We start from the raw sequence: 25,959 nt of genomic DNA on the forward strand, positions 1-25,959 counted from the left end.
CGATCGGTGCTGCGGACCCTGTTGGCCGGTGCCGCGTCACTCATCGTGATGGCGCCGGCGACGGTAGCGCACGCCGATCCGACCGCCGCCGAGATCGAGGCCCAGCTGCAGAAGCAGGGCGAGGAGCTCGAGGCGGTGGTCGAGCAGTGGAACCAGATGAACATCTCGCTCGCCGACTCACAGGCCAAGGTGGCCAGCCTGGAGACGGACCTCACGACGGCCACCGCCAACGCGCAGACCATCGCGATCGAGTCGTTCAAGACGGGCAGCCACCTGCGCAACATCTCGGTCCTGCTGCGCGCCTCCTCGTCCGACTCGCTGGTCGACCAGATGGGCACGCTGGACGAGATCGCGCGCCGGCAGCAGCGCACGCTCAACGACCTGAAGACCGCGAAGGCGAACCTCAACGCGACGCTCGCCACGCAGACGGCCCAGAAGACCGAGATCGAGGCGAAGAAGAAGTCCCTCGAGACGGACATGGCCAAGCTCGACCAGCTCAAGAAGAAGGTCAACAAGCCGCCGGTCCAGAAGGGCCCACCGCCCGCGGTGTCGGGCAAGGCCGGCCTCGCGGTCACGTACGCCTACAACCAGATCGGCGACCCCTACAAGTTCGGCGCCGCCGGTCCGGACGCGTTCGACTGCTCGGGCCTCACGATGATGGCCTGGAAGCAGGCCGGCGTGAGCCTGCCGCACAGCGCCGCGCAGCAGTGGAGCAAGGTGGCGCACATCTCGCGCTCCGACCTGGCGCCGGGCGACCTGGTGTTCTACAACAGCCTGGGTCACGTCGCCATCTACATCGGCGGCAACGAGGTCATCCACGCGCCGACGAGCGGCCGCACGGTGACCCGCGCCAAAGTCGACATGGGCAACAAGATCTACGGCTACGGGCGCGTCAGAGCCTGACACCCGTCGCTGCTTGATGGGGCCGCTCCGCCTGTGCGCGGGGCGGCCCTTCATCATTGAGCGCATGAGTTCGTGGGATCCCCAGCAGTACCGCCGGTTCGCCGACGAGCGGGCCCGCCCCTTCCACGAGCTGGTGGCCCGAATCCCGACCCGATCGGCGGTCGCGGTCGTCGACCTGGGCTGCGGCCCGGGGACGATGACGGCGACGCTCGCCGCCCGCTACCCGGATGCGGCGGTGCTCGGCGTCGACTCCTCCCCCGACATGATCGCGGCCGCCGCCGCGCTGGCGACGCCGCAGCTGCGCTTCCAGCTCGGCGACATCGCATCCTGGCACCCGGCCCGGGGATCGGTGGACGTCATCGTGGCGAACGCGTCGCTGCAGTGGGTCGGCGATCATGACCGGCTGCTGCCGTTGCTGGCGGCAGCGCTCGACGACGGCGGCACGCTGGCGTTCCAGGTGCCGACCGGCAGCGTGGCGGCCATCGAGCAGGTGGCGTCGTCGCCGCGGTGGGCTCCGCTGTTCTCGTCGGCGCTGGGCGCCACGGGGCCGCGGTCGAGCAGCCCGGTGCTGTCGGCGGCGGAGTACATCGCGCTCCTCTCGGCGGCCGGCCTCTCGGTCGACGCCTGGGAGACGACGTACCACCACGTGCTGCCGGGCGAGGACCCGGTGCTGGAGTGGTTCAGCGGGACGGGCCTGCGGCCGTACTTCGACGCGCTCTCCGGCACGGACCTGGCCGACTTCCGCGCCGAGGTGGGCGCGACCCTGCGGGCGGCCTACCCGCGCCGCGAGTTCGGCACGATCCTGCCGTTCCCGCGCCTGTTCGTGGTGGCCCACCGCCCCTGACGGGCGGCCGGCTGCCCATGATCGTGGCGAAACAGCTGGTTGCCCGGGCAGCCATGCCGTTCCCACAACCATGGGCGCGCACGGCAAAGGCCCCGGCCAGGGAACCCGGCCGGGGCCTTCGAGTTGTCGGTGTGGGGGTTACGCGGCCTGGAGGCCCTCGGCGCGGGCCAGCTCGCGGAGCCGGCCCAGGGCCTGGATCTCCAGCTGGCGGATGCGCTCGCGGGACAGCGAGAAGCGGGTCGCCACCTCGGTCAGCGAGTGCTCCCGCCCGTCCTCCAGACCGTAGCGAGCACGCATGATGCCCGCCGAGCGGTCGTCCAGGTGGTTGAGCAGGCCCTCGATCCGCTGGCGCTCCAGGGCGGCCAGCACGACGTCCTCCGGCGACGGGGCGTCGGAGTCGGCCACCAGGTCACCCAGGTTGGTGTCGCCGTCGTCACCCACGGGGGTGTCCAGCGAAACGGTGTCCTGCGACCACCGCATGAGCTCGTGCACCCGCTCGACCGGCACGCCGAGCGCGGTGGCCAGCTGCTCCGGCTCCGGCTCGTTGCCCAGCTCGCGGGTGAGCTGACGCGCCACGTTGCGCATCCGGTTGACGTCCTCCACGAGGTGGACCGGCAGCCGGACGGTGCGCTCCTGCTGCGCGATCGCGCGGCTGATCGCCTGGCGGATCCACCACGTCGCGTACGTCGAGAACTTGTAACCGCGCACGTAGTCGAACTTCTCGACCGCCCGCACGAGGCCGGTGTTGCCCTCCTGGATCAGGTCGAGCATCGGCATGCCGGACCGCACGTAGCGACGGGCGATCGAGACCACCAGCCGCAGGTTGGCCCGGATGAACCGGTCCTTCGCGCGCTCGCCCTCGGCGACCAGCCGCTGCAGCTCGGCGACGGTCACGCCGTCGGGAAGCTGATCGGACTCCAGCAGGTGCTCCGCGTAGAGCCCGGCCTCGACCGCCTTGGACAGCTCGACCTCAGAAGCGGCGTCGAGCAGCGGCGTGCGGGAGATCTCATGCAGGTACACGCCGACAAGGTCCCGCTCCTCGGCACCGGTGTCGGGTCGCATCTCCACTTTCACGTTCTCCACCTTCGGGCCCCTCCCCGTCCATCCTTCGCCTTCCCCGTTTCACCCTGCTAAAACGGGTGCCCCCCGGGTATGCCCCCTACACAACAGTCAGATGGCCTTCCGAATTCCGCCCTCAGGGGCGATTCGGTGACGACCCCTGAGAGTTGCACCACTTACCTAGACGCTCTGGAGGCTGCTCCGGTTCGCTTCGGTTGCAACAAGTGATACGTGGTATTCCTGCCCGTCAGACGCCTAAACTCGCTGTGAGTTCCCTGGGAACGGCGGCAGCTGGGACCGGGATCACCGGTGTTCATCGGCAACAGTCGGGCCGGCGACAGGCAAAACGCGCTGAAGGATGAGAAATCGACGAGCCTCGTGAGCTGTCGATATGCCGACCGGATGACGACGCCCACCACCTACCGAGCGTGCCATTCCCGCAACAGCTCGGCTTCCTCCTCCTCGGTCAGCCCGATTCTGTGCGGTTCGTCACGCAGCCCCGAACGTGTATCGGCCACAGTCTCGGCCAGTGGACGGGTCCGCAGCCCGGCCGCGATCGAGGGGCCGTCGTCCCTGGTGAGGAACCCGGCGTACTCCGGCAGCGGCAGCCACACCGGCAGCGAGCGCGGCCCGGACCAGGGCGCCACCTCGCGCGCGGCCAGGAACTCCTGCGGGATCCAGGTCAGCTCGTGCACCGAGGGTGCCCCCTCCGCCAGCGCCGCGTGGAACTCCCGGCGGGTGACCGGCGACCCGATCCCGTCGAACGTGCCGGCCAGCCCGCGCTCGGCCGCCTGGACGATCCAGCCGGCCAGATCGCGCACGTCGACGACCTGGACGCGCTCGTCGGGCGTGCCCGGCGCGAGGATCTCCCCGCCGCGCGCGTGGCGTCGCACCCAGTAGTCGAACCGCCCCGTCGGGTCCTCCGGGCCGACGATGAGGCCCGCCCGGCAGATGAAGGATGCTTCGGTACCAAATGTGCCGGAAACCACCTGTTCACACGTGACCTTGCAGCGGCCGTAGGCCTCCGCGTCGGCGGACGGATCGTCGAAGCCCGGCTCGGCCGGCGCCATGACCGGGGCGGTCGCCACCGTCTGGCCGGGCGTCGCCGCGTCGGCGTAGACCGAGCCGCTCGACACGAACGTGAAGTGCCCGGCCCGGCCCCGCAGCGACGTGGCCGCGTGCCGCACGTGGCTCGGCCTGCGGCCGACGTCGACGACCGCGTCGAAGGTGCCGTCGAGCGCGTCGAGCCCGTCGGGCCGGTCCCGGTCGACGCGGACGAACGCGACGCCCTCGACCGGCTCGCCGGACTCGCCGCGGGCGGCGCACACGACCTCGTGTCCGGCGTCGCGGGCCTGACGGGCGACGGCCCGCCCGAGGAACACGGTTCCCCCGAGAACAAGGATCTTCATCGCCCGATCCTCGGCCCTGCGCGCGGCGGCCGCACCCGGTGTTCACGCCAGGCGAATCCGCCGACGGCGAACATCTCGCCGATCTTGCAGTCGTGGTGCCGCGACACTCCCTCGATGCCCCGGTTTGTCAGGCACCACAACTGCAAGATCGACGCGCCTAGGGCCAGCGGGCCTAGGCGCGGTGGGACGACGGGGGGCGGTGCGGGCGGGTCTTGTGGATCACCAGCGCGAGCAGCGCGACCCCGAGCATCGCCGCCGCGGCGACGGCCAGCCACACCGACCAGCGCTGCCCGGGGCCGCCCGGCGGGCGCAGCCCGCCATCCACAATGGACGGCGCGGCGGACGGCGGCGACGCCGAGGACACCGGGGTGAAGGCCCAGACGCGCAGGTAGTCGATCTGGAACTCGGCCGGCAGCGACGTCGACGGGGGCGGGGTGCCGGTCCGCGCACCGGCGGTGACCGCGAAGCCGAACCAGCGCTGTGCGGTGGAGACGCTGGGGTCGGCCAGCCGTTCGGTGCCGTCGACGGTCACCCGGAAGCCTGACGGCGCCCACTCGATCACGTACACGTGCCAGTCACGGAAGTGGCCGGTCAGCGTCTTCGTGGAGGTACCGCGGCCATCTCCGTTGGTCACGAGGGCCTGGTCCTGCCCGCCCGTCGTGATCAGCGACAGCTCCGACGCGTGGTCCCTGGCGGTGCCGTCCACCGGCCGCAGCAGCACCATCGACTCGATGCCGGCGCCGACCGGGACGCGGGCGCGGAACTCGTAGCGGCCGTACTGCTGCGCGACCCCCGGGCACTGCAGCTCACCGGCGACGAGGGCGCCGTTCGAGCGGCGCTGGAGGGCCAGCCGCAGCCGCCCGTCGGAGACGGTGACCGCCTCGCGGCGGAACGACGCGCCGTCCTCGTAGGCCGAGCACCCCGGCGGCAGCGTGCCCGCGTCGTCGAACGAATCGGAGAAGACCGGCGTCCAGCCGACCGGTTCGCCGGCCCGGGCCGGGCCGGGCGCGACGAGCACGGCGGGCGCCGCGGTGGACACGACGACCACGAGGAGGGCCGTCACCCGGGCGAGCACCGAGGGGTACACGCTCGCAACCTACCGGATACCTTGCGGATGCGCAGGGTTGCAGATCGTCGATATCGACGGTCCGACCGGCGCAAAGGCGGCGACGATCGGCCGAACGACCCTCGCTGTAACCCTGCGGACACGGAGCTGTCGATCGCCGCTTCTCGCGCGGGATCGCCGATCACGGAAGGATGGCGATCGACGCATGCGTCCTTCTCGAAGGAGAACCTATGGCCCAGCCCCGCGCCCGCGGCTGGCGATTCGCTCAGCACCTCGCGGTGCCGGCTCTCGCCGTCGCGGTCGTCGCCCTGTTACCCCTGGCCAAGACCGGCACCGCCGAGAGCACCGATCGGTGGACGCCACTCACCCCGGCCAAGGTGTCGTTCACCCAGAAGACGGGCAAGACGACCACCGCCCAGATCCTCGGGTTCAACGACTTCCACGGCAACATCGACCCGCCGACCGGCAGCGGCGGGCTCATCAACGGCACGCCCGCGGGCGGCGCCGAGTACCTCAGCACCTACCTGACCAAGCTGCGCAACGCCGCTGCCAAGGAGGGCGTCCACGACAGCGACACGGTCGTCGCCGGTGACAGCATCGGCGCCTCGCCGCTGGTCAGCGCCGCGTTCCACGACGAGCCGGCGATCGAGGTCCTCAACAAGATGGGTGTCGACATCTCTTCGGTCGGCAACCACGAGTTCGACGAGGGCGTCACCGAGCTCAAGCGCATCCAGTTCGGCGGCTGCCACCCGGTCGACGGATGCCAGGACGGCGACGGGTTCTCGGGGGCCAACTTCCCGTACCTCGCCGCCAACGTCACCAACAAGTCCAACGGCCTGCCGGTCCTGCTGCCGTTCACGATCCGGTTCTACGAGGGCGTTCCGGTCGCGTACGTCGGCATGACGCTCGAGGCCACGCCCGGCATCGTCAACCCGGCCGGCATCAAGACCGTCGACTTCAAGGACGAGGTCGAGACGGCCAACCAGTACTCCACCATCCTCAAGTGGCTCGGCATCCGCTCCATGGTGCTCGTGATCCACGAGGGTGGCGCGCAGAGCAGCCCGCCCGCGCCGCTGGACCCGTCCGGCTGCGCCAACTTCGCCGGCCCGATCACCGACATCGTCAAGGGTCTCGACCCGGCGTACGGCGTCGTGATCTCCGGCCACACCCACCGCTTCTACACGTGTGACCTGCCGAACTCGTCCGGCGCCAGCACGCTGGTGACCAGCGCGGGCACGGCCGGCACGCTCGTCACCGACGTTCGCGTCACGCTCGACAAGAAGACGCGCAAGTTCGTCGACGCGTCGGCCACGAACGTGATCGTCGAGAACGGCGTGAAGAACCCGGACGGCACCTGGAAGATCGAGAACGGCGTTCCGGTCCGCAACCCGGACCTGGTCGACCCGAAGATCAAGAAGATCGCCGACAAGTACCGCACGGCGGTCGCCCCGATCGCCAACAAGGTCGTCGGCACGATCACCGCCGACATCACCACGTCGACGACCGCCGCCGGCGAGTCCTCGATGGGTGACGTGATCGCCGATGCGCAGCTGGCCTACACCAAGTCGGCCGGCGCGCAGATCGCGTTCATGAACCCGGGCGGCATCCGGGCGGCGATCACGTACGCCAACTCGCCCGGCGGCGAGGCGCCGGGTCAGGTGACCTACGGCGAGTGCTTCACGGTCCAGCCGTTCAACAACCTGGTCGTGACGCAGTCGTTCACCGGCGCCCAGATCAAGGACGTGCTGGAGCAGCAGTTCGTCGGCTTCGGCGGGCAGACGGTCCAGCGCATCCTGCAGGTGTCGGCCGGCCTGACCTACACCTACAGCGCGTCGGCCGCGGCCGGCTCGAAGGTGAGCGACATCCGGCTCAACGGGACGCCGATCGACCCGGCGGCGACCTACCTGGTGACGACGAACGACTTCCTCGCCAACGGCGGTGACGGGTTCACCAACCTGGCGAAGGGCACCGGTCGCGTCACCGCGCCCGGCTTCGACGTCGACGCGCTCGTCGCGTACCTCGGCGCGGCGCCGGTCACGCCCGGCCCGCAGAACCGCATCACGCGTATCGCCTGATCAGCAACCGTGTGGGCGGGCGGCGGGTTTTGCTCCCGCTCGCCCACACGTATGCTCGCGACGCCGACGAATTTTTCGAGGAGTGTTGATCTGTGGAGCGACCGAGCTGGGCACCCGCAGACGTCGACCTCGATCGGCCGAGCGTGGCCCGCGTCTACGACTACTACCTCGGCGGCTCCCACAACTTCGCCGCCGACCGCGCCTTCGCCGAGCAGGTCCTCAAGGCCATGCCCTCGGTCGTCCCGCTGGTCCGCAGCAATCGGGCGTTCCTGCGCCGCGCCGTGACCACCCTCGCCGACCTGGGCGTCCGGCAGTTCCTCGACCTCGGCTCGGGCATCCCGACCGTCGGCAACGTCCACGAGGTCCTCGCCGACGCCGGCATCACCGACGCCAAGGTCGTCTACGTCGACCACGACCCGGTCGCCGTCGCGCACAGCCGCGCGATCCTCGCCGACGTGCCCGGCACCGCCGTCGTCGCCGGCGACCTGCGCGACCCGGCCGAAGTGCTGGCCAAGCCGCAGGTGAGCGGCCTGATCGACTTCACCCGGCCGGTCGCCTTCCTGCTCGTCGCGGTGCTGCACTTCGTGCCCGACGAGCAGCACCCGGCCGAGATCGTCGCCGGATACGCCGCCGCCGGGGTCCCGGGCAGCCACGTCGTGCTCTCGCACGCCGGGCTCGACCGCGAGCTGACCCCCGCCGAGGCCGAGGCCTGGGAGATGTACCGCAAGTCGCCCAACCCGCTGATCCTGCGCACCCGGCAAGAGGTCGAGCGGCTCCTCGGCGACCTCACGCCCCTCGAGCCCGGCATCGTCTCGCCCTGGGAATGGCGGCCGGAGCCGGACAGCGCGAGCGTTCCCGAAGGCGATGCGCTGGGCTTCGCCGCCGTCGCCCGCAAGGACTAGTGGCGCCGCCGATCATGACCGCCCTCAGCCCCACGCCGACGTCGCGGGACCGCCCGCACCGTGCCGCCGAACGGATGGCACGCGCCTGGTCACTGGCAGTTGCCGGCACGAGTTACGTGTCGATGAGCGGCCTGGAGGTCCAGGACTTCCTCACCAGTCTCTCGACGCGCATCATCCACGCCCTGACGGCCGAGGTCTTCGACCCGGCCGACGTGCGCGAGGTCGGTGCCACGCTGGTCGCGGCCCACTTCACCGAGCCGACGACGGTGGAGCGCACGATGGCCGTGCTCAGCGAGCAGTTCGGCAACGCGCCGGCCCGCCGCATCGCGCAGATCCAGGGCGCGCTCGCGGCCGGCTACGCCCTCGCCCTGCGCGACCGCGTCCTCGAGGAGCAGGAGGAGATCCGCACCGCGGCGCTGTGGTCGCAGGCCCGCGCCGAGGAGGGCCGCCGGGTCAGCGACGCGCGGTTCCGCGCGATCTTCGCCGGCGCGGCCATCGGAATGAGCGTGAGCACCGTCGACGGGCGCGTGGTCGAGGTCAACCAGGCGCTGTGCGACATGCTCGGCTACACCGCCGACGAGCTGCTCGCGATGACGTTCGAGGATTTCGTACTGCCGGACGACCCGCCGTCGGCCGCCGAACTCTTCGCCGACCTGTTCGCCGGGCAGCGGGAGCAGGTGCGGATCGAGAAGCCCTACATCCACAAGGACGGGCACCGGGTCTGGACCGACCTGGTCGCCTCGGTGATCCGCGACGACGAGGACCGGCCGCGCTGGCTCGTCGCCATGTTCGAGGACATCACCGAGCGGCACCTCCTGCAGGTCCGCCTCCGCCACCAGGCGCTGCACGACCCGCTGACCCAGCTGCCGAACCGCACGCTGTTCTTCGATCGGCTCGCGGCGCTGCTCGAGGACGCGTCCGGCGACGCCCGCGTCGGCGTCTGCTATCTGGACGTCGACGGGTTCAAGGTCATCAACGACACGCTCGGCCACGACGTCGGCGACCAGCTGCTACAGACCGTCGCCCGCCGGCTGGCCCGGTCGATCAACGGCGAGGGCCAGCTCGTCGCGCGCATGGGTGGCGACGAGTTCGTGGTGCTCATCGAGAACTCCGCCAGCACCGAGCAGGTCGTCTCGGTCGCCGAGAAGGCCCTCGACACCGTCCGCGCGCCGGTCCACGTCGGCGGGCACGAGATCAGCATCTCCGCCAGCATCGGCGTCGTCGAGCAGCCGCTGCAGGGCACGAGCACCGGCGAGCTGATGAAGGCGGCCGACACCACGCTCTACTGGGCGAAGGCCGACGGCCGCAACCGCCTGGCGCTGTTCGACGCCGACCGGCACGCGCGGGAGGTCACGCGGTACGAGCTGTCGGCGAGCATGCCGGCGGCGCTGGAGCGGCGGGAGTTCTTCGTCGAGTACCAGCCGCTCGTCCGCCTCTCGGACGCCCGCATCATGGGCGTCGAGGCGCTGGTCCGCTGGCGGCACCCGCGCTTCGGGGTGCTGGGGCCCGACGCGTTCATCGGCATGGCCGAGGAGACGGGCCTGATCGTCCCGCTGGGCCGCTGGGTGCTGCACGAGGCCTGCAAGCAGGCGGCGGAGTGGCACCGCACCGCGCCGGACAAGGCGCCGCTCATGAGCGTCAACCTGGCGGTGCGCCAGATGCGCGACCGCACGATCGTCCGGGACGTCAAGGCGATCCTGGAGCAGACCGGGCTGGCTCCCGAGCGGCTCCAGCTGGAGCTGACGGAGAGCGCGGTCATGGGCACCGGCGGCGAGCCCACCGAGGCCCTGAAGGCGCTCGCCGAGCTCGGCCCGCGCATCGCCATCGACGACTTCGGCACCGGCTACTCGAACTTCGCATACCTGCGGCACCTCCCGGTGCACAGCCTCAAGCTGGCCGGCTCGTTCGTCGCCGGGCTGCGCCCGCCGGAGCGCCCCGACCCGGTGGACGAGCAGATCGTGGCGGCCGTGATCGGCCTGGCCCACACGCTCAAGCTGAGCGTCACCGCCGAGGGCGTGGAGACCGCCGAACAGGCCAGCCGCCTCCAGGCCCTCGGCTGCGACACCGCTCAGGGCTGGTACTACGCGAGCCCCGGCCCCGCCTCGGCGATCAATCTCGACTGATACTTTCAGGCGAGGCGCGACACGGCCGCCGCGTCCGGCATCCGACTCAGTGAGCGGCGTAGGGGTTCACTTCTTCGTGCATGTCGGTCATGAACTGCGACCACATGTCGTCTTCGTGCGGGTCCGCACCGATCAGGTCGTAGTGTCCGGTGGTGAAATCGGGGTCGAGCTGCCAGTCGGGCAGGTCGACGTCGTCGTCGCCCCCGTCGAGCGGCTCGTCCTCGACGTCCCCGTCGATCGCGAACACCCCGGTGATGTCGTCGTGCCCATCGGTCTCTATTGCGTGATCAAAGTGGTCGTGCTGGTCGTGCTGCTGGTCGTGCTGGTCGAACTGGTGGTCGCCGAAGACATGGTCGACTCCACCGCCGTGGTCGACGTGGAGGCCGTCCTCGCTGCCCCAGTCGAGCTCATAGTCGCTCATGTCCTGCTCCAGGCGTCGGTCCGTCTACCCATGCAACGGTAGGTGCACCCGCACACCCCCTGCTCCCCGAAACGTGCCACGTCCTCCACACCAACCCGTCCGGCCAGGCTCAGCCGGCACCAGCGAGGTTCGGATGATTTTTGCGTTCGACCCGCTCCGCGAGGCGATCATCCTGGTGGCGGGCGACAAGTCGGGACACTGGCAGGAGTGGTATCACGAGGCGATTCCGCTCGCGGACGAGCGGTACGCGCAGCACCTGATCGCGATGAAGGCGGAGGAACGCTCATGACCGGGGCCGTGAACTGGCGTGACGTCCGGACGGAAGCTCGTGCCGTCGATCCGGAGTGGGACTCCGTCGAGCGGGTCGAGCGCCGGCAGCGGATGCGCGAACGGATGCTCGCCTCGGTCAGCGGGGCCCAACTGGCCGAAATCCGGCAACAGCTCGGTTTGACGCAGGTGCAGCTCGCCGAGGCCACCGGCCTGTCCCAGGCACGCATCAGCCAGATCGAGAACGGCGACGCGGTCGGCCTCGACACCCTCCGGGCGTACGTGCTCGGGCTTGGCGGGCACCTCGACGTCGTGGTGCGGATCGGCAACATTCAGCTCAACGTCGCCTGAAAGACCGCGGCCGGCCAGGCGGCTCGCCCCGGCCGGCCACGTTGTGCCGCTTTGTCAGGGCTGGAGCCACCAGGGGCTGGAGTATGCCACGCCGAAGTCGTTGCACGGGTGGGCGTTCGGGCCCGGGCTGGGGTTGGGCTGGGTCGGGTCGCTGACGCGCAGGACCACCCAGTTGCCCGCGGCCACGTCCAGCGGGAGCGTGAACGTCGCCACCGTGTTGGCCACCGTATCCACGACGAGGGGGACGGTCGGGGCGGTCGAGCCGGGGCGGAGGACCTGGATGCGCAGGGGCTTGCCGTCCCACTCCGGGCCGCGGTTGAGGTCGACGGCGAAGCGGACGTCGCCGCGGGACATCGGCAGGACGCCGCCCATGCGGGCCACCGCGCCCGCCGGGGTGGTCGCGGTCGCGTCCAGGCGCAGGCCGGACACGCGCGTGGCGAAGAAGCGGCGGGCGCGCATGGCCTCGAAGACGCCGGCGCGGGTGTTCTGGGTCACCCACAGGCCCATCCGGCCCTTGCCCTCGGGGAAGCCCCAGTTGGTGCCGTGCTCGTCCGACACGCCGCTCAGGCCCGTGCGCCAGCCGGCGTTGAGGCAGGCGTTGAGCGCCGAGGTGCGGCCGTCGGACCAGCCGTCGAAGAGGTAGTCGTCGCCGCGGTTGAACATCTCCAGGCTGACCATCGCGTCGCGGGCCGACGCGGTGTAGGAGAAGTTGCCGAAGCGGGCGATCTCGCGGCCCGGGTGGTTGAAGCTGGCGATGCCGCCGTTGTTGATGATCCAGTTGTACAGGCCGCCCATGTTGCTGGAGCCACCCAGGTCGGTGAAGCTGGCGGTGCCCCAGACGTTGACGTGGCCCAGCAGCGGGTGGGACCACTCGAAGCCGCGGATCGCGGTGTAGTTGCCGGGGTCGTCGGCCGCGTTGGCCAGCGTGCCGGTGCGGTCCCACTCCGACTTCGACAGGCCGCTGATCGAGAACAGCGTCGCGTGGTCGGTCAGCGCGGCGACGTCGAGGCCGGCCGAGCGCATCGAGGCGAAGGCGAGGTTCGGGTCGCCGTCGCCGTCGGACATCACGGTGTGGTTGTGCATGTCGGCGTGCACCAGCGTGGTGCCCTGCGTGATCGCCGACGCCCGCGACGCACCCGTGAGGGCGGCCGCGCTGCCCGCCGTCGCAGCTGTGGCGGACTCGGCCAGGTGGGTGCCGGCCGGGGCGGCGGCGGCCCGGCCGGGGGCGGCGGCCAGCAGGAGCAGGCCACCCGCGCCGGCGGCGCCGGCGAGGAGCCCGCGCCGCCCGAGCCCGGCGGAGTCGCCGGACGAGTGGTGGTGGGGGTGAGAGTGGTCGTGGCTGTGGTCACTCATGGCGTCAGCCAACTCGACGACCGTCAATATGTAGAAACATGTTCATGTCTTGCGGGCGAACATTGTCAGCGCGTGCGCCGGTCCAGCCAGCCGTCGCCGTTCACGTCCTCGTACCGCGCGTCCATCCGCCCGTCGTGGTTGGTGTCAACCTCGGACGAGTCGATCAGCCCGTCCCGGTTGACGTCATGCCCGACGAACTCCGGACGCCCGTCGCCGTCCGCGTCGACGATGATGTTGACGCCGCCGTCCGACCGGTTGACGTACGTATGCTGGTCCCACCGTCCGTCGCCGTCCCAGTCGACCCGCGTGTGATACCCGTCGGTGGGCGCGCCCAGCCCGTGCCGCTCCCCGAGGGAGGACGGCTGCCCCGACCAGCCCTGGTCGCCGACCAGCCCGGCGAGCCCACCGCCGTGCGACGGCGGAGCGGGCGGGGTGCTCGATCCGTAGGTGCTGGCCCGATACACGGTGCCCTGCCCGTCCCGCTCGACCTCGGTGGGCACGCCGCTGGGCGCCTCGGCCAGGCCGGCGAAGCCGTGGGGCTCGTCCACCTGCCCGTGCCCGGCCTCGGCGAGGCCGGCGTTGCCGTAGTCGCCGCCCGCATTCCCGCCGTAGTAGGACGGGCCGCGCTCCGCACCCGGCGCCTCGGCCAGGCCGGCGTTGCCGTAGGACGCGTCGGCCTGTCCGTAGCCGGCCTCCGGCTGCCCGTAGCCGGCCTCGGCCAGGCCCGCAGCGCCGTACCCGGGATCGCTGCCGTATCCCGCCGCATAGCCGGGCCCGGCCGCCGCGTAGCCGTCACCCGAGGACGCGTAAGCACCGCCGGGACCCGCCTCGGCAAAACCGCCCGAACCGGCCCGCACGTCGAAGCCGCCAGCCGCCTCGCCGACCGCCCCGAGGTGCCGCCCGAACCCGGCCCCGGACCCGGCGTCGTCGAACGACGGCGCCGCGTGGCGCCCGCCGACCGCCCCGACGGCATCCCCGATGCCGTGGCCGTGACCGTGGCTGCCCGCGACGGCGTCGCCGATGCCGGAGCCGATCGAGCCCATCTCCGAGAAGAGCCCGAACATCCCGGCCTTGCTGGTCCGCTGCTCGACCCGCGACTCTCCACCCGGGTCGGCGCCGACCTGGACGCGCAGCACCTCCAGCTCCTCGGCGCTCAGCCGGTATCCGGCCAGGGCCGACGCCGGGTCCGCCGCCAGCCGGGCCTTGAAGCCCGGATCGCTCAGCAGTCGCTCCAGCACGTCGTCGAAGTCGGACATGACAAACCCCCGAAATCAGTCGAGCTCTGGCATCGGCACCGGTTGGGGCCGCGGCCGGCAGGTCCCGCACTGCACCGCGTCCTCCACGACCAGCCCTTCGGCCCGGCCGCGGCGCTGCGAGCGGTGCACCTCCAGCAGATAGGGGCCGAACCGTGCATGGTCCTCGCACAGCCCGCGGCCGCAGAACCGGCACGACCCCCGCGCCGCCTTGGCGCAGAACCAACAGAGCACAGCCTCTCCTACCTACGTGATGATGGGAACTGAGCATGCGGCGACAGTGACGGCGTTGGCGTTGAGGCTGGCCGACTTCCCTTCGGAGTCGGTCGCCGTGATAGTGACGGTCAGCGTTCCGCCGGAATTGTCCTTGCCTGGGTAGTTCACCGGGCCCAGTGTGGCGGTGTAGCTGGTGCCTCGAAGGGACATCGGCCGGCTGCCTGACGCGAACCCGCTCCACGACAGCGTGACGCCCTTGAGCGGTCCTTGGTCATCTGTCACGGTCGCTGTAACGCTCACGGCAGCGACGCCCTCGTAGCACGTGTATTCGTTGCTGACCCATTGCTGAATCGGGCTGCCAGGCTGTTGGGTCACGGTGATCACCGGCGGCCGGTTCACCCGAGGCGGCGAAGTTGTCGGCGCCGCGCTGGTCGGTGGGGCGGTTGTGACGGTTGCTGACGGTGACCGGGTGGGAGACCGCGTCGGGGAGGCTGACGCCGACGCGGACGGGGACGGGGACAGCGAGTCCGACGGTGACGGGGAAGCTGACGGCGTGTCCGAGGCCGACGGGACGACGGACGGGGTGCCGCCCGGCTTCGGCAGTACGACACCGTCGCCGCACGTCAGGTCGGCCTGCGGGTCGACGTCCAGCGGCGTTCCGTCGGCGTGGACGACGCCCTTGCCCACGTCGGCCGCGTCGTTGCCGGCGCTCAGCGCGAACCGCGCGGCGCCGTCGTTGGCGATGTCGCCGACGGACAGCCGCAGCGGCTTGAACGCCGTCGTGGTCGAGGTCGTGTCGACCAGGATCCGGCCGCCGCGCAGCGTGAGCGCGCCGTTGGGCTGGATCGGGGTCGTCGGGTCGCTCAGCAGCTCCCCCACGTCGAGGCGGGAGCCGGCGCAGAGCACCGTGACGCTGCCGCCGCGGAAGGTCAGGGTGGCCGTCGACCGGTCGGCGATGGTGATGGAGTCGCCCTTCTGGACGTACACCTTGGAACCCCGCGTCATCGTGCGCGACTGACCTTCGATCTCCACGTGCGCGGTGCCCCGCGTGACGCCGACCAGGGCGCGGTCGGTCGGCATCTCCGCCCACACCGGGCCCGAGAACAGGTTGCTGCCGGTCAGGAACAGCGCGAACAGCAGCAGCAGGACGAGCAGCCACCACAGCTTCTTCTCGAACCGCCGGTCGACCGAGTTGTCGACGGGCGGTGGCGGGCCGGGCGGCGCCGCGAGCGGCGGGTAGTTGGCCGGCGGGTGCGCGCCGGACGACGGGCGGCGCCCACCGGCGGCCGCCGCGATCTCCGCCTGGCGGCCGAGCAGCAGCGGCAGGCCCCCGACGGCCGGCAGCAGCCAGGCGCGGACGGGGGTGCGCGCGGTCGCGACCTGGCCGGGCGAACCGTCGCCGTACGGCCCGATCATCGACCCACGCTGCAGCTCGACGCCCTCGGGCAGCATCAGCGTGCCCGCGGCGACGACCAGCGCGTCGTTGCCGCCGCGCAGCACCACCGGCTGGCCGGGGCCGAAGTGCATCGGCCGGGCCCGGGTGAGCAGCCCGAGCCGGTCCTCGCCGCTCAGCGAGGCCAGCGCCGGCGTCTCGCCCATGAGCGTCTCGAGCTCGGCCCACTCGGCCGGCGGCGGCCCGGGAAGCTGCCCGACCGCCGCGGCGACCGTCGAGGGCGGGATGGCCAGCAGTGTGGTACCGGCGGTCAGCCAGCCGAGCGCCGCCGGCGCACCGGTCAGGGCGTTGGCGAGCCCGACGACGCCGCCGCGCCCGACCCGCTCGCGGACCGTGCCGGACGGGTCGCCGGGGCGGCGGCCCTCCAGCGCGCCGTCGACGACCACGTACACCGACTGCTGCGCCGCTCCGGCGAAGACCAGCTGCTCGCCCGTGCGCGGGTGCACCCAGCGGGCGTGCTCCGCCAAAGCGGCCAGCGCGGCCGGCGGCAGGTCGCTGAGGCTCGACGCGCTGAGGGCGGCCAGGCGGCGCGGCTCGTCGCGCAGCAGCTTGCGCTCGCCGAGCCGGTCGCGCAGCCTTCTCAAACGGCGCTTCAGCCAAGCGAACAGCAGGTACACGACCGGGGCGAGCAGCCCGGCCACGATCACCACGAGCAGGCCGCGGGCCAGCCAGCCGGCGTTCCACAGGCCGGTGGCGACGCCGGCGATGCGGTCGGTGTAGATGCGGTACATCAGGTTCGCGGCGATCGCCAGCCAGACGACCGCGAGCATGCCGTAGAGCGCGACCAGCCGGCCCTCGCGATCGAGGTCCCCGAACCGCGGCGGGCGGCGGCGCAGCCGGGCGACCACCCAGGCCAGCCCGCGGGCCCGCAGGTTGGGCACCTCGAGCCAGTCCATGAGCAGGTAGTACCCGTCGAGCGCCAGGAACGGGTTCAGGTTGAACAGGGCGTTGAGGTACCACGCGAAGGCCAGCTTGAACGTCCACGGCTGCAGCTCGGGGAAGAACAGGCCGGCGAGCTGGCAGGCGCCGGCCAGGACCAGCCCGGTGGCCGGGCCGGCGACGGTGGTGACGATGCGGGCGCGGCGGCCGGCCATCCAGACGTCGGTGGTGTCCACGAAGACCGAGGGGATCCCGAAGTACACCAGGAAACCCGCGGCCGGCACCCGCCTCCCCGCGTGCTTGGCCCCCAGCGCGTGCCCCAGCTCGTGGCACCCGAGCGCGAAGACGTTCAGGCCGAGCAGGACGAGGGCGCCGGCGAAGTACGAGTCGCCGGTCAGGAACACCGACTGGTCGGCGCGGAACCAGTTCCACACGAAGACGCCGAGGCCGGCCAGGGCCACCAGCCCGGCGAGCACCGCGACGAACCGGGTGAAGAACAGCCGCCCGCCGGCCTTGTAGAGGAACGTGACCACCGGGTCGACGCGGGCCAGCACGACCCGCTGACCGCGGGCGGTCGCCAGCAGCGCCTTGCCGAGCCGGATCGGCCACGGCCGGCGGTGGACCCGCTGCAGCCGGTGGAAGGCGTCGACCGGCAGCTCGTCGAGCATCCGGTTGCCGGCGAGGTCGGCGACGATCCGGGTGACCTGCTCGGGGGCGAGCCGGCCGGAGATGCGGGCGAACTCGGCGACCAGCCGGGCCACCGTGCGGCTGCCGTCCATGAGCCCGGCGAGCCGCCACTCCTGCGGCGTCAGGCGCAGGTAGCAGGATTCTCCCGCGTCGGGCGAACGGACCATGACGTACTCGACGCCCCGCGCCGACGTGAGGCTGACCGCCTCGATCCCCTCGCGGAGCGCCGGCCGCGCCCGGGCCGGGTTGAGCCGGTCGGCCACGGCGTGCCACAGCCCGACGTCGGCAGGGCCGAGCGGCACTCCCGGGGCACGCCCGGCAAGCGCCTCCCAGACACTGATCCGCGTCTCTATGACGGCCACTGTCGCTCCTGTCGGCACGGTTCCGGCCAACGGACTTTAAGCGGGCGATTTCGCCACGGGTAGGTTCCGTCCCGAACGTGACAGCGATTCGGCGAAGATGGCACTGTGTACATCCTCGCCATCGATCAGGGGACCACCTCCTCCCGTGCGATCGTGTTCGACCAGGACGGCGCCATCGTGGCGCTCGACCAGCGCGAACACCACCAGAGCTTCCCCCGCCCCGGCTGGGTCGAGCACGACCCGGTCGAGATCTGGCACAACGTCCAGGCGGTGTCGACCCGCGCCCTGGACCAGGCGGGACTGTCCCGAGCCGATGTCGCCGCCATCGGCATCACCAACCAGCGCGAGACGACGATCCTGTGGGACGCGGCGACCGGCGAGCCCGTCCACCCGGCGATCGTCTGGCAGGACACCCGCACCGACGGGCTGATCCGCACGCTGGCCGGCGACGCCGGCCCCGACCGGTTCCGCTCCCGCTGCGGCCTGCCGCTCGCCACGTACTTCGCCGGCCCGAAGATCGTCTGGCTCCTCGAGCACGTCCCCGGCCTGCGGGAACGGGCCGAGGCGGGCGAGATCCGGTTCGGCACGGTCGACACCTGGCTCATCGAGAAGCTGACCGGCCGGCACGTCACCGACGTGACCAACGCCAGCCGGACCATGCTCATGAACCTCACGACGCTGGACTGGGACGACGAGCTGCTCGCCGCGTTCGGCATCCCGCGCGTGATGCTCCCCGAGATCGGCTCCTCGTCGTACGTCTACGGCGAGGCCCGCACGATGCTGCACGGCGTGCCGGTCGCCAGCGCCCTCGGCGACCAGCAGGCCGCCCTGTTCGGCCAGGCCTGCTTCGCCCCCGGCGAGGCCAAGTGCACGTACGGCACCGGCTCCTTCCTGCTGCTCAACACCGGCGAGCGCCCGGTCGCGAGCGAGCGTGGCCTGCTGACGACGGTCGGCTACCGGATCGGGGACGCGCCGCCGGTCTACGCGCTGGAGGGCTCGATCGCGATCACCGGCTCGCTGGTGCAGTGGCTGCGGGACAACCTGGGCCTGATCCGCTCGGCGCCGGAGATCAACGACCTGGCCGCCACCGTCACCGACAACGGCGGCTGCTACATCGTGCCGGCGTTCTCCGGCCTGTTCGCCCCGCACTGGCGCCCCGACGCGCGCGGCGTGATCACCGGCCTGACCGGGTACGTCACCAAGGGACACCTGGCCCGCGCCGCCCTTGAGGCGACGGCGTGGCAGGTCAAGGACGTGGTCGACGCGATGATGGCGGAGTCTGCGGTACCGCTGGAAACCCTGAAGGTCGACGGCGGCATGACGGCGAGCGACCTGCTGATGGGCTTCCAGGCGGACGTGCTCGACGTCCCCGTGGTCCGCCCGACGGTGGCCGAGACGACGGCCCTGGGTGCCGCGTACGCGGCCGGCCTGGCGGTCGGCTTCTGGCCGGACATCGACACACTGCGCTCGAAGTGGGTCGCGGACCGCCACTGGGAGCCGGCGATGGACGAGGCCGCTCGCGACCGCGGCCACGCGCTTTGGCTGCGGGCGGTCGAACGCTCCTTCGGCTGGGCCGACTGACCCGGCTCGACAGACGTTGGTCGATCTACCCTTATGCCGCGGGTAGATCGACCAACGAAATTCGGTACGACCGATGCGCCGACCCGCCTACATTCGGCGTCATGGTCGAAGGGTTTGCTCGAGATCAGTACGCGTCGCTGCGAGCGGCGTTCGCGGAGAACCTGGCCAACGGGGCGGACGTCGGCGCGGCCGTGTGCGTGACGGTCGACGGGGAGACGGTCGTCGACCTGTGGGGCGGGTTCGCCGACGCGGCGGCCGCCCGCCCGTGGCAGCGGGACACCATCGTCAACGTCTACTCCACCACCAAGACCGTGACCGCGCTCGTGGCCCTGCTGCTCGCCGATCGCGGCGAGCTCGACTTCGACGCGCCGGTGGCCCGCTACTGGCCCGAGTTCGCCGCCAACGGCAAGCAGGGCGTCAAGGTCAGCCACCTGATGAGCCACTCGGCCGGCCTGCCCGGCTGGCGTGAGCCGATGCGCACCGAGGACCTCTACGACTGGGAGAAGGCCACGGCGCTGCTGGCCGCGCAGGCCCCCGACTGGGAGCCCGGCACCGCCGGCGGCTACCACGCGATCACCCAGGGCTACCTGATCGGCGAGGTGGTGCGCCGCATCACCGGGCGTTCGCTGGGCGCCGTGCTCCGCGACGAGCTCGCCGGCCCGCTGCAGGCCGACTTCCACGTCGGCCTGCCGGAGTCCGAGGAGCCGCGGGTGGCCGAGCTGATCGCCCCGCCGGACGGACCGCCGCCCGAGCTCGCCGTGACCGAACTGCAGATCCGGGTCGGAACCAACCCCGGGCCGGAGGTGTCGGAGGTCAACTCCCGCGCCTGGCGAGCCGCGGAGATCCCGGCCGGCGGCGGGACCGGCAACGCCCGCTCGGTCGCCCGGCTGCACACCATCCTCGCCAACGGCGGCGTCGCCGACGGGCGGCGGTTCATGTCCGAGGCCGGCTGCCGGCGCGCCCTCGACCCGCAGATCGAGGGCCGGGACCTGGTCCTCGGCATGCCGCTGCGGTTCGGGATGGGCTTCGCGCTCGGCGAGGGGCTGATGCCGAACCCCAACACCCTGTACTGGGGCGGCTACGGCGGCTCGCTGGCGATCATCGACCTCGACGCCCGCACCACCTTCTGCTACGTCATGAACAAGATGTCCGGCCAGGTCGCCGACCTGCGCGGCTTCAACCTCGCCATGACCATGTGGGCGGCCACGGGGGTGCTGTAGCGGGCGTCGCCGTGCGCCCGGCCGGCGCGACCGCACGGAGCGGGCTCGCGGACGGCCGATCGCGGTGCGGGCGGGCAGGGCGGGCGCCGGCATCCTGCTGCTCGTCGCGGCGCCGGCTTCCTCCGCCTGCCCCGGCGACTCGCCTAGGAAGCGCCAGAAAGGCGGCGCACCCCGCCAGGTGCGCCGCCTCTCTTTCTGGGAGGGGAACCAGACTCAGTGCCGCGCGTCAGCCGAGGAGCTGCTGCGCGACCGACTTCGCGGTGTTGCTGGAGATCGCGAACCCGACGCCGATGTTGCCGGCCGTGTCGCCCGACGTGGCGATCGCGGTGTTGATGCCGATGAGCTGACCCGCGGTGTTGACCAGCGCGCCGCCCGAGTTGCCCGGGTTGATGGCGGCGTCGGTCTGGATCGCACCCGAGATCTTCGTGCTGGCCGAGCGGCTGTTCTGCTGGCCCTCGTCGATCGTGCGGTTGAGCGCGCTCACGATGCCCGAGGTGACCGAGCTGTCGAGGCCGAGCGGGCTGCCGACGGCCAGGACCGTGTCGCCCACGTGGACCTGGTCGCTGTCGGCGAAGGCCAGCGGGGTGTACGTGGCGCCGCCCTGCAGCTTGACCACCGCGAGGTCGGTGCCCGGGTCGGCGCCGACGACCGTGGCGGTGGCCGTCTTGCCGTCCGAGAACGTCACCTCGACCGAGCTGCCGCGGGCCGTCGCCACGACGTGGTTGTTGGTCAGGATGGCGCCGTCGGCGGTGATGATGACGCCCGAACCGACGGCCGACCCGGTGTTGATCGAGACCACGCTGGGCAGGACGCGGGCGGCCACGTCGGCGAGCGAGGCGGTCGGCGAGTTCGACTGGGCCGAGTTCTGCGCGCTCACGATCGTGTCGGCGCTCTGCGGGCGCAGCTCCAGCGCCGCATACCCGCCGCCGACCGCGGACGCCGCCGACAGCGCGATCGCGGCCACCACGGCGGCGACGCGCCGCCCGATGCGACGGCGGGGCGCGGGAGTCCACACCGGGGCCGTCACATACGGTGACGGAGGGTACCACTGGGGAGGTCGTTGCATGTGTGGCACGTGTGGCGGCACCGGAGCCGCCGGCGGCACGTGCCGGTGGTGCGGATCGTCCGGCGTGCCCCATCCCTGCTGTTCGCTCATGATTTGAGCCTGACTGCGGGAGCTTGCGGCGCACTGACCGCACCCTGGGAACCGCCTGTGAGGGGCAGGCGAACCTGGAAAGTCGCTCCGCCACCCGGCGTGACGAACACCGACACCGTGCCGCTGTGCACGGCGACCAGTGCGGCGACGATCGCGAGGCCCAGCCCGCTGCCGCTGTGCGAGCCGCCGGCCTGCCGCCGGGTGCGGGCCTTGTCGACCCGGTAGAACCGCTCGAAGACCCGGGCCGCCTGCTCGTCGGTCAGCCCCGGCCCGTGGTCGACGACCTCGATGAGCGCGTCGGTGCCGTCCCGGCGCAGCCGCATCTCGACCGGCGACCCGGCCGGCGTGTGCGTCAGCGCGTTGGTCATCAGGTTGCCGACCACCTGGCGCAGGCGGGCCTCGTCGCCGTTGACCTCGATGGGCTCGTCGCGCTCGAGCTCCAGCGCGATCTCCCGGTCGGGCGCGACCGCCCGGGCCGCGGCCACGGCGTCGCTAGCGATCACGCGCAGGTCCATGTCGGCCAGGCTGAGCGGACGCTCCTCGTCGAGCCGGGCGAGCATGAGCAGGTCCTCCACCAGCAGGCCCATCCGGGACGCCTCGTCCTCGATGCGGCGGACCAGCGCGCCGGTCTCCTCCGGCTGGCGGGCGGCGCCCTGACGGTACAACTCGGCGAAACCCCTGATCGTCGTCAGCGGGGTGCGCAGCTCGTGGGAGGCGTCCGCGATGAACTGCCGCATCCGCTCCTCCGACGCCTGCCGCATCTTGAACGCGCCCTCGATCTGGGCGAGCATCGTGTTCAGCGCGGCGGCCAGGTGGCCCATCTCGGTCTCGGGAGGGCTCTCCGGCACACGTTTGGTGAGGTCGCCGGCGGCGATGGCGGCCGCGGTGCGCTCGATCTCGCGCAGCGGCTGCAGCGAGGTGCGCACGATCGTGACACCGACCGCAGCCAGCACGACGAGCACGCCCGCGCCCACGAACAGCTCGGCGGCGACCAACTCGTCGACCGCGTTGTCGACCATCGACAGGCTCTCGCAGATCACCAGCAGCGTGGAGCCGCGCTGGGTGATGAGGATCCGCCAGCGCTCGTGGGTCGACTTGGTGGTCACCGTGTAGGGCTCGCCCAGGCGCGCGAGCAGCTCCTCGGCCGAGTTGGGCGGCGGCGGCTGGGCGGCCGGGTCGCGCGTGCCCACGTAGCCATACTCCAGCTGGCCCGTCGGCCCGGCCGTCGCCCACAGGATGAAGTAGTTGCTCGGCAGCACCGAGTCGGTGCCCTGGCGCTGCTGCAGGCGGCTGATCTCCACGGTGTCGGCCAGCGTGCGCAGCTGCTGGTCGACCTTGTCGATCATCGAGCTGCGCATGACGAGGGCGCTCGCCACGCCGATGACGAGCAGCGCCATGGTGACGAGCGTCAGCACCGCCGCGATCAACTTGACCCGCAGCGGGACATCCGCGATGAACCGCAACATGCGGGGCCTCAGACAGGCAGACGCAGGACGTAACCGACGCCGCGCAGGGTGTGGATCAGGCGCGGCTCGGCGATGTCTACCTTGCGCCGCAGGTAGGAGATATACGACTCGACGATGCTGTCGTCACCGCGGAAGTCGTAGTTCCAGACGAAGTCGAGGATCTGCGCCTTGGAGAGCACCCGGCCGGCGTTCAGCATGAGGTATCGCAGGAGCTTGAACTCCGTCGGCGACAGCGCGATCGTCTGCCCGGCCCGGGTGACCTCGTGCGTCTCCTCGTCCAGCTCCAGGTCGTGGAAGACGAGCCGGTTGGGCCCCGGGTCGCCGTTGGTGCGCCGGAGGACGGCCCGGATGCGGGCGGTGAGCTCCTCCAGGCTGAACGGCTTCGTGACGTAGTCGTCGCCGCCGAGCGTCAGGCCGCGCACCTTGTCCTCGGTGCCGTCGCGGGCGGTGAGGAAGACGACCGGAAGTCGGATGCCGCCCTCGCGGAGCCGCCGGATCACCTCGAAGCCGTCGAGGTCGGGCAACATCACGTCGAGCACGACGAGATCGGGCTTCGCCTCGCGGGCCGCGGTGACCGCCTCGGAACCGGTGGTCACCGCGTCAACCGCAAAACCGGCGAAACGCAGGCTGGCCGAGAGAAGCTCGCGGATATTCGGATCATCCTCGACCACGAGCAGTCTCGCCTCAGCCTGCGCCACGCCTGGCGACGATGCACCCCCGGATTGTGCGACGCCGCCTCGTACCCCCATGTGCATATCTTGCCGCCCCCCGCTGGAGTAGGGCTGGTGGTTACCTGGGAAGAACCTGAACGTACGTTTCCCCTCGTTCCACGCTAGCGCAGCAACCGCCGCACCTGGTCGATCGCGCCGTCGAGCACCACCAGCGTCGCCCGCATCGTCTCCTGGCTCGCCCGCCCGGCGCGGGCGAGGCGGCGCACCTCGGCCAGCAGCTGGGCGGCCTTGTCCTCCAGCTCGGTGACCACGTCGGCGGGCGGGGCGCTCGGCTTGGCCGCGCCCGGACGCGGCGGGTAGCCCCAGCCGAAGCCGCTCGGGCCGGGTGGCGCGCTGCGCGCCTGGCGGGTGGCCTCCCGGAGCTCCTTCTTGAGGTCGCGCACCGAGCCGCGCACGCCCTGCTCGACCTCGTCGGCCAGCGTCGAGAGGTCGGCGAGCGACGCGTTGATGTCCGCCTCCAGCGACACCAGCTCGGCCTGGCGCTGGTCGATCTCGGCCCGGCCGGCGTCGGTGATCTCGTAGACCTTCCGGCCGCCCACCGCGGTGTGCGTGATGAGCCCGTCGGCCTCCATGCGCTGCAGGCGCGGGTAGATCGTGCCGGCGGAGGGCGCGTAGAGCCCGTGGAACCGGTTCTCCAGCAACCGGATCAGCTCGTAGCCGTGGCGTGGGCCGTCGGCGAGGAGCTTCAACAGGTACAGCCGGAGCCGCCCGTGGCTGAAGACAGCGCTCATTCGCTTGCTTCCTCGTCGTCGACGGGCCGGCGCAACAACGAGATCGTGCCAGATGTCGCGTTGACCGCGAGCCGGCCGCGGGTGCCCGAGCCGAGCCGCCCGGTCACGGTGCCCCGGCCGACCTGGTCGAGCTCGGGGAACGCGTTGACCACGTGCCCGGAGACGGCGTTGACGCTGACCCGCAGGTCGCTGTCCTCGCGCACCCGCACCGTGATCTCCCCGGACACCGTGTCGAGCTGCACGTCGGTGTTGTCCGGCGGGTTGTCGAGGTCGCACGTGACGGATCCGGAGATGGTCCGCGCGGCGACCCGGTGCGCGGTCGAGTCGGCGACGACGATCTCGCCCGACACGGTCTCCAGGTCGACCTCGCCGCCGAGCGTGAGCGCCTCGACCGAGCCCGAGATGACCTTGCCACGCACCCCGCCGTCGATGCCGAGCAGCGTGACGCGCCCGCTGGTGACGTCGACGGTGGCCCCGTTGCGCAGCGAGGACGCGATGACGACGCCGGACACGACGGTGAGCTCGACGACGGTGCCGACCGGGACGACGATCGAGCAATCCACCTTGTACCGCGAGCCGAAGAGCCACCACAGCACGCCCGGCCACTTCTTCGGGAACTCGTGCCACACGGTCAGCGTGCCGTCGTCGACGCTGACCTCGACCGGGCGCTCGCCGATGCTGGTGATCTCGACGCGAGCGGGCCCCTCGTCGCTTCCGACGACGTTGAGCCGGCCGGCCACCAGGCTCACGGACAGGTTGTTGACCGGTTCCTCCACCGCGAGCCGCTCGGCCCCGGTGATCTTCCACGCCCTCATGCCAAAAAGCGTAGCGCAAGACGCGATACATCGCGACTGTCGGTGGCGTGGCAATCCTCGGGTGCGTGGTGGGCGCTGAACCTGAGCTTGCGGGGCCACGCCACCTGCCCCGCCGGTCGATGGAGAATGCCAGGTTGCCGGTGGGAATACCCGGAGATCGGGCGCTGGATAGCGACTTTGGTTGCCGGCGGCGGCTTGGGGTGGCGGCGTTGGCGTTGGCGGCGTTGGCGTTGGCGGCGGCCATGATCGTTGGAACCATTTGGTCGCTGGGACAGCCAGATCTTTCCCACGATCATGGGCGCAGACCGACGGGCCAGCGGGGCGGACTCGGCGGGGCCGGCGGACGCGGCGAGGCCGGCGGGCGAGCGCGGCGAGGCGAGCGCGGCGAGGCGAGCGCGGCAGGCGAGCGCGGCGGATGTTGCGCGGTGGGACGGGGACCGCCACGGCCAGCCGACGCGGACCCGCAGCCAGCCGGCGACGGCGGCGGCGGAGGCGGTGGCGGACCCGCGCGGCCGGCCCAACGCGAGCCACGGAGCGGCCGGGGAGGTGGCGGAGCCGGGCTAGGAGACCGCTGAACAATCCGGTTTCTGGACCGGGGTCTGGTCAGAGGTGACGGGGAAGGTGTCTCAATAGGCT

Annotated in this window: 23 protein-coding genes; 10 read left to right on the forward strand and 13 right to left on the reverse strand. The window is 71.7% G+C overall.

Annotated elements, in window-relative coordinates:
* The first annotated feature begins 6 nt into the window (after positions 1-6).
* Positions 7-903 (forward strand): C40 family peptidase, encoded by an 897-nt coding sequence (locus IEZ31_RS45480; RefSeq protein ID WP_190256380.1) that lies wholly within the window; start codon positions 7-9, stop codon positions 901-903.
* A 64-nt stretch (positions 904-967) separates the two neighbouring features.
* Positions 968-1,747 (forward strand): methyltransferase domain-containing protein, encoded by a 780-nt coding sequence (locus tag IEZ31_RS45485; RefSeq protein ID WP_190256381.1) that lies wholly within the window; start codon positions 968-970, stop codon positions 1,745-1,747.
* 138 nt (positions 1,748-1,885) lie between these two features.
* On the opposite strand, the gene IEZ31_RS45490 is transcribed toward IEZ31_RS45485, so the two are convergent.
* From IEZ31_RS45490 to IEZ31_RS45500, 3 genes are all read right to left on the reverse strand, one after another.
* A complete protein-coding gene (locus tag IEZ31_RS45490; protein WP_190256405.1) occupies positions 1,886-2,809 on the reverse strand; it encodes a sigma-70 family RNA polymerase sigma factor in 924 nt (307 codons plus the stop codon).
* A 416-nt stretch (positions 2,810-3,225) separates the two neighbouring features.
* Positions 3,226-4,215, reverse strand: a complete 990-nt coding sequence (locus IEZ31_RS45495) for an NAD-dependent epimerase/dehydratase family protein (RefSeq protein ID WP_190256382.1) — start codon at positions 4,213-4,215, stop codon at positions 3,226-3,228.
* Positions 4,216-4,387: 172 nt separating this feature from the next.
* A complete protein-coding gene (locus IEZ31_RS45500; RefSeq protein ID WP_190256383.1) occupies positions 4,388-5,302 on the reverse strand; it encodes a glycoside hydrolase family 16 protein in 915 nt (304 codons plus the stop codon).
* Positions 5,303-5,511: 209 nt separating this feature from the next.
* Here IEZ31_RS45500 and IEZ31_RS45505 point away from each other — a divergent pair, with 209 nt between their 5' ends.
* From IEZ31_RS45505 to IEZ31_RS45515, 3 genes are all read left to right on the forward strand, one after another.
* Positions 5,512-7,356 carry a bifunctional metallophosphatase/5'-nucleotidase gene (locus IEZ31_RS45505; RefSeq protein ID WP_190256384.1) on the forward strand — a complete coding sequence of 615 codons (1,845 nt, stop codon included), beginning with the start codon at positions 5,512-5,514 and terminating at the stop codon, positions 7,354-7,356.
* Positions 7,357-7,448: 92 nt separating this feature from the next.
* Positions 7,449-8,258 (forward strand): SAM-dependent methyltransferase, encoded by an 810-nt coding sequence (locus tag IEZ31_RS45510; protein WP_190256385.1) that lies wholly within the window; start codon positions 7,449-7,451, stop codon positions 8,256-8,258.
* A 14-nt stretch (positions 8,259-8,272) separates the two neighbouring features.
* Positions 8,273-10,381: a putative bifunctional diguanylate cyclase/phosphodiesterase gene (locus IEZ31_RS45515; RefSeq protein WP_190256386.1), complete on the forward strand. Its 2,109-nt coding sequence runs from the start codon at positions 8,273-8,275 to the stop codon at positions 10,379-10,381.
* Positions 10,382-10,427: 46 nt separating this feature from the next.
* Here the strand turns inward: IEZ31_RS45515 and IEZ31_RS45520 are convergent, their stop codons facing one another.
* Positions 10,428-10,802 carry a hypothetical protein gene (locus IEZ31_RS45520; protein ID WP_190256387.1) on the reverse strand — a complete coding sequence of 125 codons (375 nt, stop codon included), beginning with the start codon at positions 10,800-10,802 and terminating at the stop codon, positions 10,428-10,430.
* Between IEZ31_RS45520 and IEZ31_RS58405 the strand changes: the two genes are divergently transcribed.
* Both IEZ31_RS58405 and IEZ31_RS45530 read left to right on the forward strand, forming a co-directional pair.
* Positions 10,801-11,091: a type II toxin-antitoxin system RelE/ParE family toxin gene (locus tag IEZ31_RS58405; RefSeq protein WP_190256388.1), complete on the forward strand. Its 291-nt coding sequence runs from the start codon at positions 10,801-10,803 to the stop codon at positions 11,089-11,091. The two genes, IEZ31_RS45520 and IEZ31_RS58405, sit on opposite strands and share 2 nt — an antisense overlap.
* Positions 11,088-11,420 carry a helix-turn-helix domain-containing protein gene (locus tag IEZ31_RS45530; protein WP_190256389.1) on the forward strand — a complete coding sequence of 111 codons (333 nt, stop codon included), beginning with the start codon at positions 11,088-11,090 and terminating at the stop codon, positions 11,418-11,420. Before IEZ31_RS58405 ends, IEZ31_RS45530 begins: the two co-directional genes overlap by 4 nt.
* A gap of 54 nt (positions 11,421-11,474) precedes the next feature.
* Here IEZ31_RS45530 and IEZ31_RS45535 read toward each other — a convergent pair whose 3' ends face one another.
* The 4 genes from IEZ31_RS45535 to IEZ31_RS45550 form a co-directional block, all read right to left on the reverse strand.
* Positions 11,475-12,773: a CehA/McbA family metallohydrolase gene (locus IEZ31_RS45535; RefSeq protein ID WP_190256390.1), complete on the reverse strand. Its 1,299-nt coding sequence runs from the start codon at positions 12,771-12,773 to the stop codon at positions 11,475-11,477.
* Between the two features lie 65 nt (positions 12,774-12,838).
* Positions 12,839-14,029 (reverse strand): hypothetical protein, encoded by a 1,191-nt coding sequence (locus IEZ31_RS45540; RefSeq protein WP_190256391.1) that lies wholly within the window; start codon positions 14,027-14,029, stop codon positions 12,839-12,841.
* 15 nt (positions 14,030-14,044) lie between these two features.
* Positions 14,045-14,260 carry a hypothetical protein gene (locus tag IEZ31_RS45545; protein ID WP_190256392.1) on the reverse strand — a complete coding sequence of 72 codons (216 nt, stop codon included), beginning with the start codon at positions 14,258-14,260 and terminating at the stop codon, positions 14,045-14,047.
* 12 nt (positions 14,261-14,272) lie between these two features.
* On the reverse strand, positions 14,273-17,623 hold the full coding sequence (locus IEZ31_RS45550; RefSeq protein ID WP_190256393.1) for a cyclic nucleotide-binding protein: 3,351 nt from the start codon (positions 17,621-17,623) through the stop codon (positions 14,273-14,275).
* A 105-nt stretch (positions 17,624-17,728) separates the two neighbouring features.
* Here IEZ31_RS45550 and glpK point away from each other — a divergent pair, with 105 nt between their 5' ends.
* The gene (gene glpK, locus IEZ31_RS45555) at positions 17,729-19,204 is read left to right on the forward strand and encodes a glycerol kinase GlpK (RefSeq protein WP_190256394.1); all 1,476 of its coding nucleotides are present in this window, start codon (positions 17,729-17,731) and stop codon (positions 19,202-19,204) included.
* Positions 19,205-19,305: 101 nt separating this feature from the next.
* Entirely contained in the window at positions 19,306-20,424 is a 1,119-nt protein-coding gene (locus IEZ31_RS45560) for a serine hydrolase domain-containing protein (RefSeq protein WP_190256395.1), read from the forward strand.
* A gap of 226 nt (positions 20,425-20,650) precedes the next feature.
* On the opposite strand, the gene IEZ31_RS45565 is transcribed toward IEZ31_RS45560, so the two are convergent.
* The 5 genes from IEZ31_RS45565 to IEZ31_RS45585 form a co-directional block, all read right to left on the reverse strand.
* Positions 20,651-21,451 carry a S1C family serine protease gene (locus IEZ31_RS45565; protein WP_229836858.1) on the reverse strand — a complete coding sequence of 267 codons (801 nt, stop codon included), beginning with the start codon at positions 21,449-21,451 and terminating at the stop codon, positions 20,651-20,653.
* A 125-nt stretch (positions 21,452-21,576) separates the two neighbouring features.
* Positions 21,577-23,046 carry a sensor histidine kinase gene (locus tag IEZ31_RS45570; RefSeq protein WP_190256397.1) on the reverse strand — a complete coding sequence of 490 codons (1,470 nt, stop codon included), beginning with the start codon at positions 23,044-23,046 and terminating at the stop codon, positions 21,577-21,579.
* 8 nt (positions 23,047-23,054) lie between these two features.
* Complete coding sequence (locus IEZ31_RS45575; RefSeq protein ID WP_190256398.1) at positions 23,055-23,795, reverse strand: response regulator transcription factor; 741 nt, start codon at positions 23,793-23,795, stop codon at positions 23,055-23,057.
* 83 nt (positions 23,796-23,878) lie between these two features.
* Complete coding sequence (locus tag IEZ31_RS45580; RefSeq protein ID WP_190256399.1) at positions 23,879-24,508, reverse strand: PadR family transcriptional regulator; 630 nt, start codon at positions 24,506-24,508, stop codon at positions 23,879-23,881.
* Positions 24,505-25,323, reverse strand: a complete 819-nt coding sequence (locus IEZ31_RS45585; protein ID WP_190256400.1) for a DUF4097 family beta strand repeat-containing protein — start codon at positions 25,321-25,323, stop codon at positions 24,505-24,507. Before IEZ31_RS45585 ends, IEZ31_RS45580 begins: the two co-directional genes overlap by 4 nt.
* A 294-nt stretch (positions 25,324-25,617) precedes the next feature.
* Between IEZ31_RS45585 and IEZ31_RS45590 the strand changes: the two genes are divergently transcribed.
* Entirely contained in the window at positions 25,618-25,887 is a 270-nt protein-coding gene (locus tag IEZ31_RS45590; RefSeq protein ID WP_190256401.1) for a hypothetical protein, read from the forward strand.
* The last annotated feature ends 72 nt before the right edge of the window (positions 25,888-25,959 follow it).

This window comes from Dactylosporangium sucinum, assembly GCF_014647515.1.
GTDB classification, from domain to species: domain Bacteria; phylum Actinomycetota; class Actinomycetes; order Mycobacteriales; family Micromonosporaceae; genus Dactylosporangium; species Dactylosporangium sucinum.

What these genes read in the sequence shown, in the direction of transcription:
- IEZ31_RS45485 (WP_190256381.1), top strand. Translation starts at nt 968, where the DNA reads ATGAGTTCGTGGGATCCCCAGCAGTACCGCCGGTTCGCCGACGAGCGG.
- IEZ31_RS45490 (WP_190256405.1), bottom strand. Translation starts at nt 2,809, where the DNA reads ATGCGACCCGACACCGGTGCCGAGGAGCGGGACCTTGTCGGCGTGTAC.
- IEZ31_RS45495 (WP_190256382.1), bottom strand. Translation starts at nt 4,215, where the DNA reads ATGAAGATCCTTGTTCTCGGGGGAACCGTGTTCCTCGGGCGGGCCGTC.
- IEZ31_RS45505 (WP_190256384.1), top strand. Translation starts at nt 5,512, where the DNA reads ATGGCCCAGCCCCGCGCCCGCGGCTGGCGATTCGCTCAGCACCTCGCG.
- IEZ31_RS45515 (WP_190256386.1), top strand. Translation starts at nt 8,273, where the DNA reads ATGACCGCCCTCAGCCCCACGCCGACGTCGCGGGACCGCCCGCACCGT.
- IEZ31_RS58405 (WP_190256388.1), top strand. Translation starts at nt 10,801, where the DNA reads ATGTCCTGCTCCAGGCGTCGGTCCGTCTACCCATGCAACGGTAGGTGC.
- IEZ31_RS45520 (WP_190256387.1), bottom strand. Translation starts at nt 10,802, where the DNA reads ATGAGCGACTATGAGCTCGACTGGGGCAGCGAGGACGGCCTCCACGTC.
- IEZ31_RS45530 (WP_190256389.1), top strand. Translation starts at nt 11,088, where the DNA reads ATGACCGGGGCCGTGAACTGGCGTGACGTCCGGACGGAAGCTCGTGCC.
- IEZ31_RS45535 (WP_190256390.1), bottom strand. Translation starts at nt 12,773, where the DNA reads ATGAGTGACCACAGCCACGACCACTCTCACCCCCACCACCACTCGTCC.
- IEZ31_RS45540 (WP_190256391.1), bottom strand. Translation starts at nt 14,029, where the DNA reads ATGTCCGACTTCGACGACGTGCTGGAGCGACTGCTGAGCGATCCGGGC.
- IEZ31_RS45560 (WP_190256395.1), top strand. Translation starts at nt 19,306, where the DNA reads ATGGTCGAAGGGTTTGCTCGAGATCAGTACGCGTCGCTGCGAGCGGCG.
- IEZ31_RS45570 (WP_190256397.1), bottom strand. Translation starts at nt 23,046, where the DNA reads ATGTTGCGGTTCATCGCGGATGTCCCGCTGCGGGTCAAGTTGATCGCG.
- IEZ31_RS45575 (WP_190256398.1), bottom strand. Translation starts at nt 23,795, where the DNA reads ATGGGGGTACGAGGCGGCGTCGCACAATCCGGGGGTGCATCGTCGCCA.
- IEZ31_RS45580 (WP_190256399.1), bottom strand. Translation starts at nt 24,508, where the DNA reads ATGAGCGCTGTCTTCAGCCACGGGCGGCTCCGGCTGTACCTGTTGAAG.
- IEZ31_RS45585 (WP_190256400.1), bottom strand. Translation starts at nt 25,323, where the DNA reads ATGAGGGCGTGGAAGATCACCGGGGCCGAGCGGCTCGCGGTGGAGGAA.
- IEZ31_RS45590 (WP_190256401.1), top strand. Translation starts at nt 25,618, where the DNA reads ATGGGCGCAGACCGACGGGCCAGCGGGGCGGACTCGGCGGGGCCGGCG.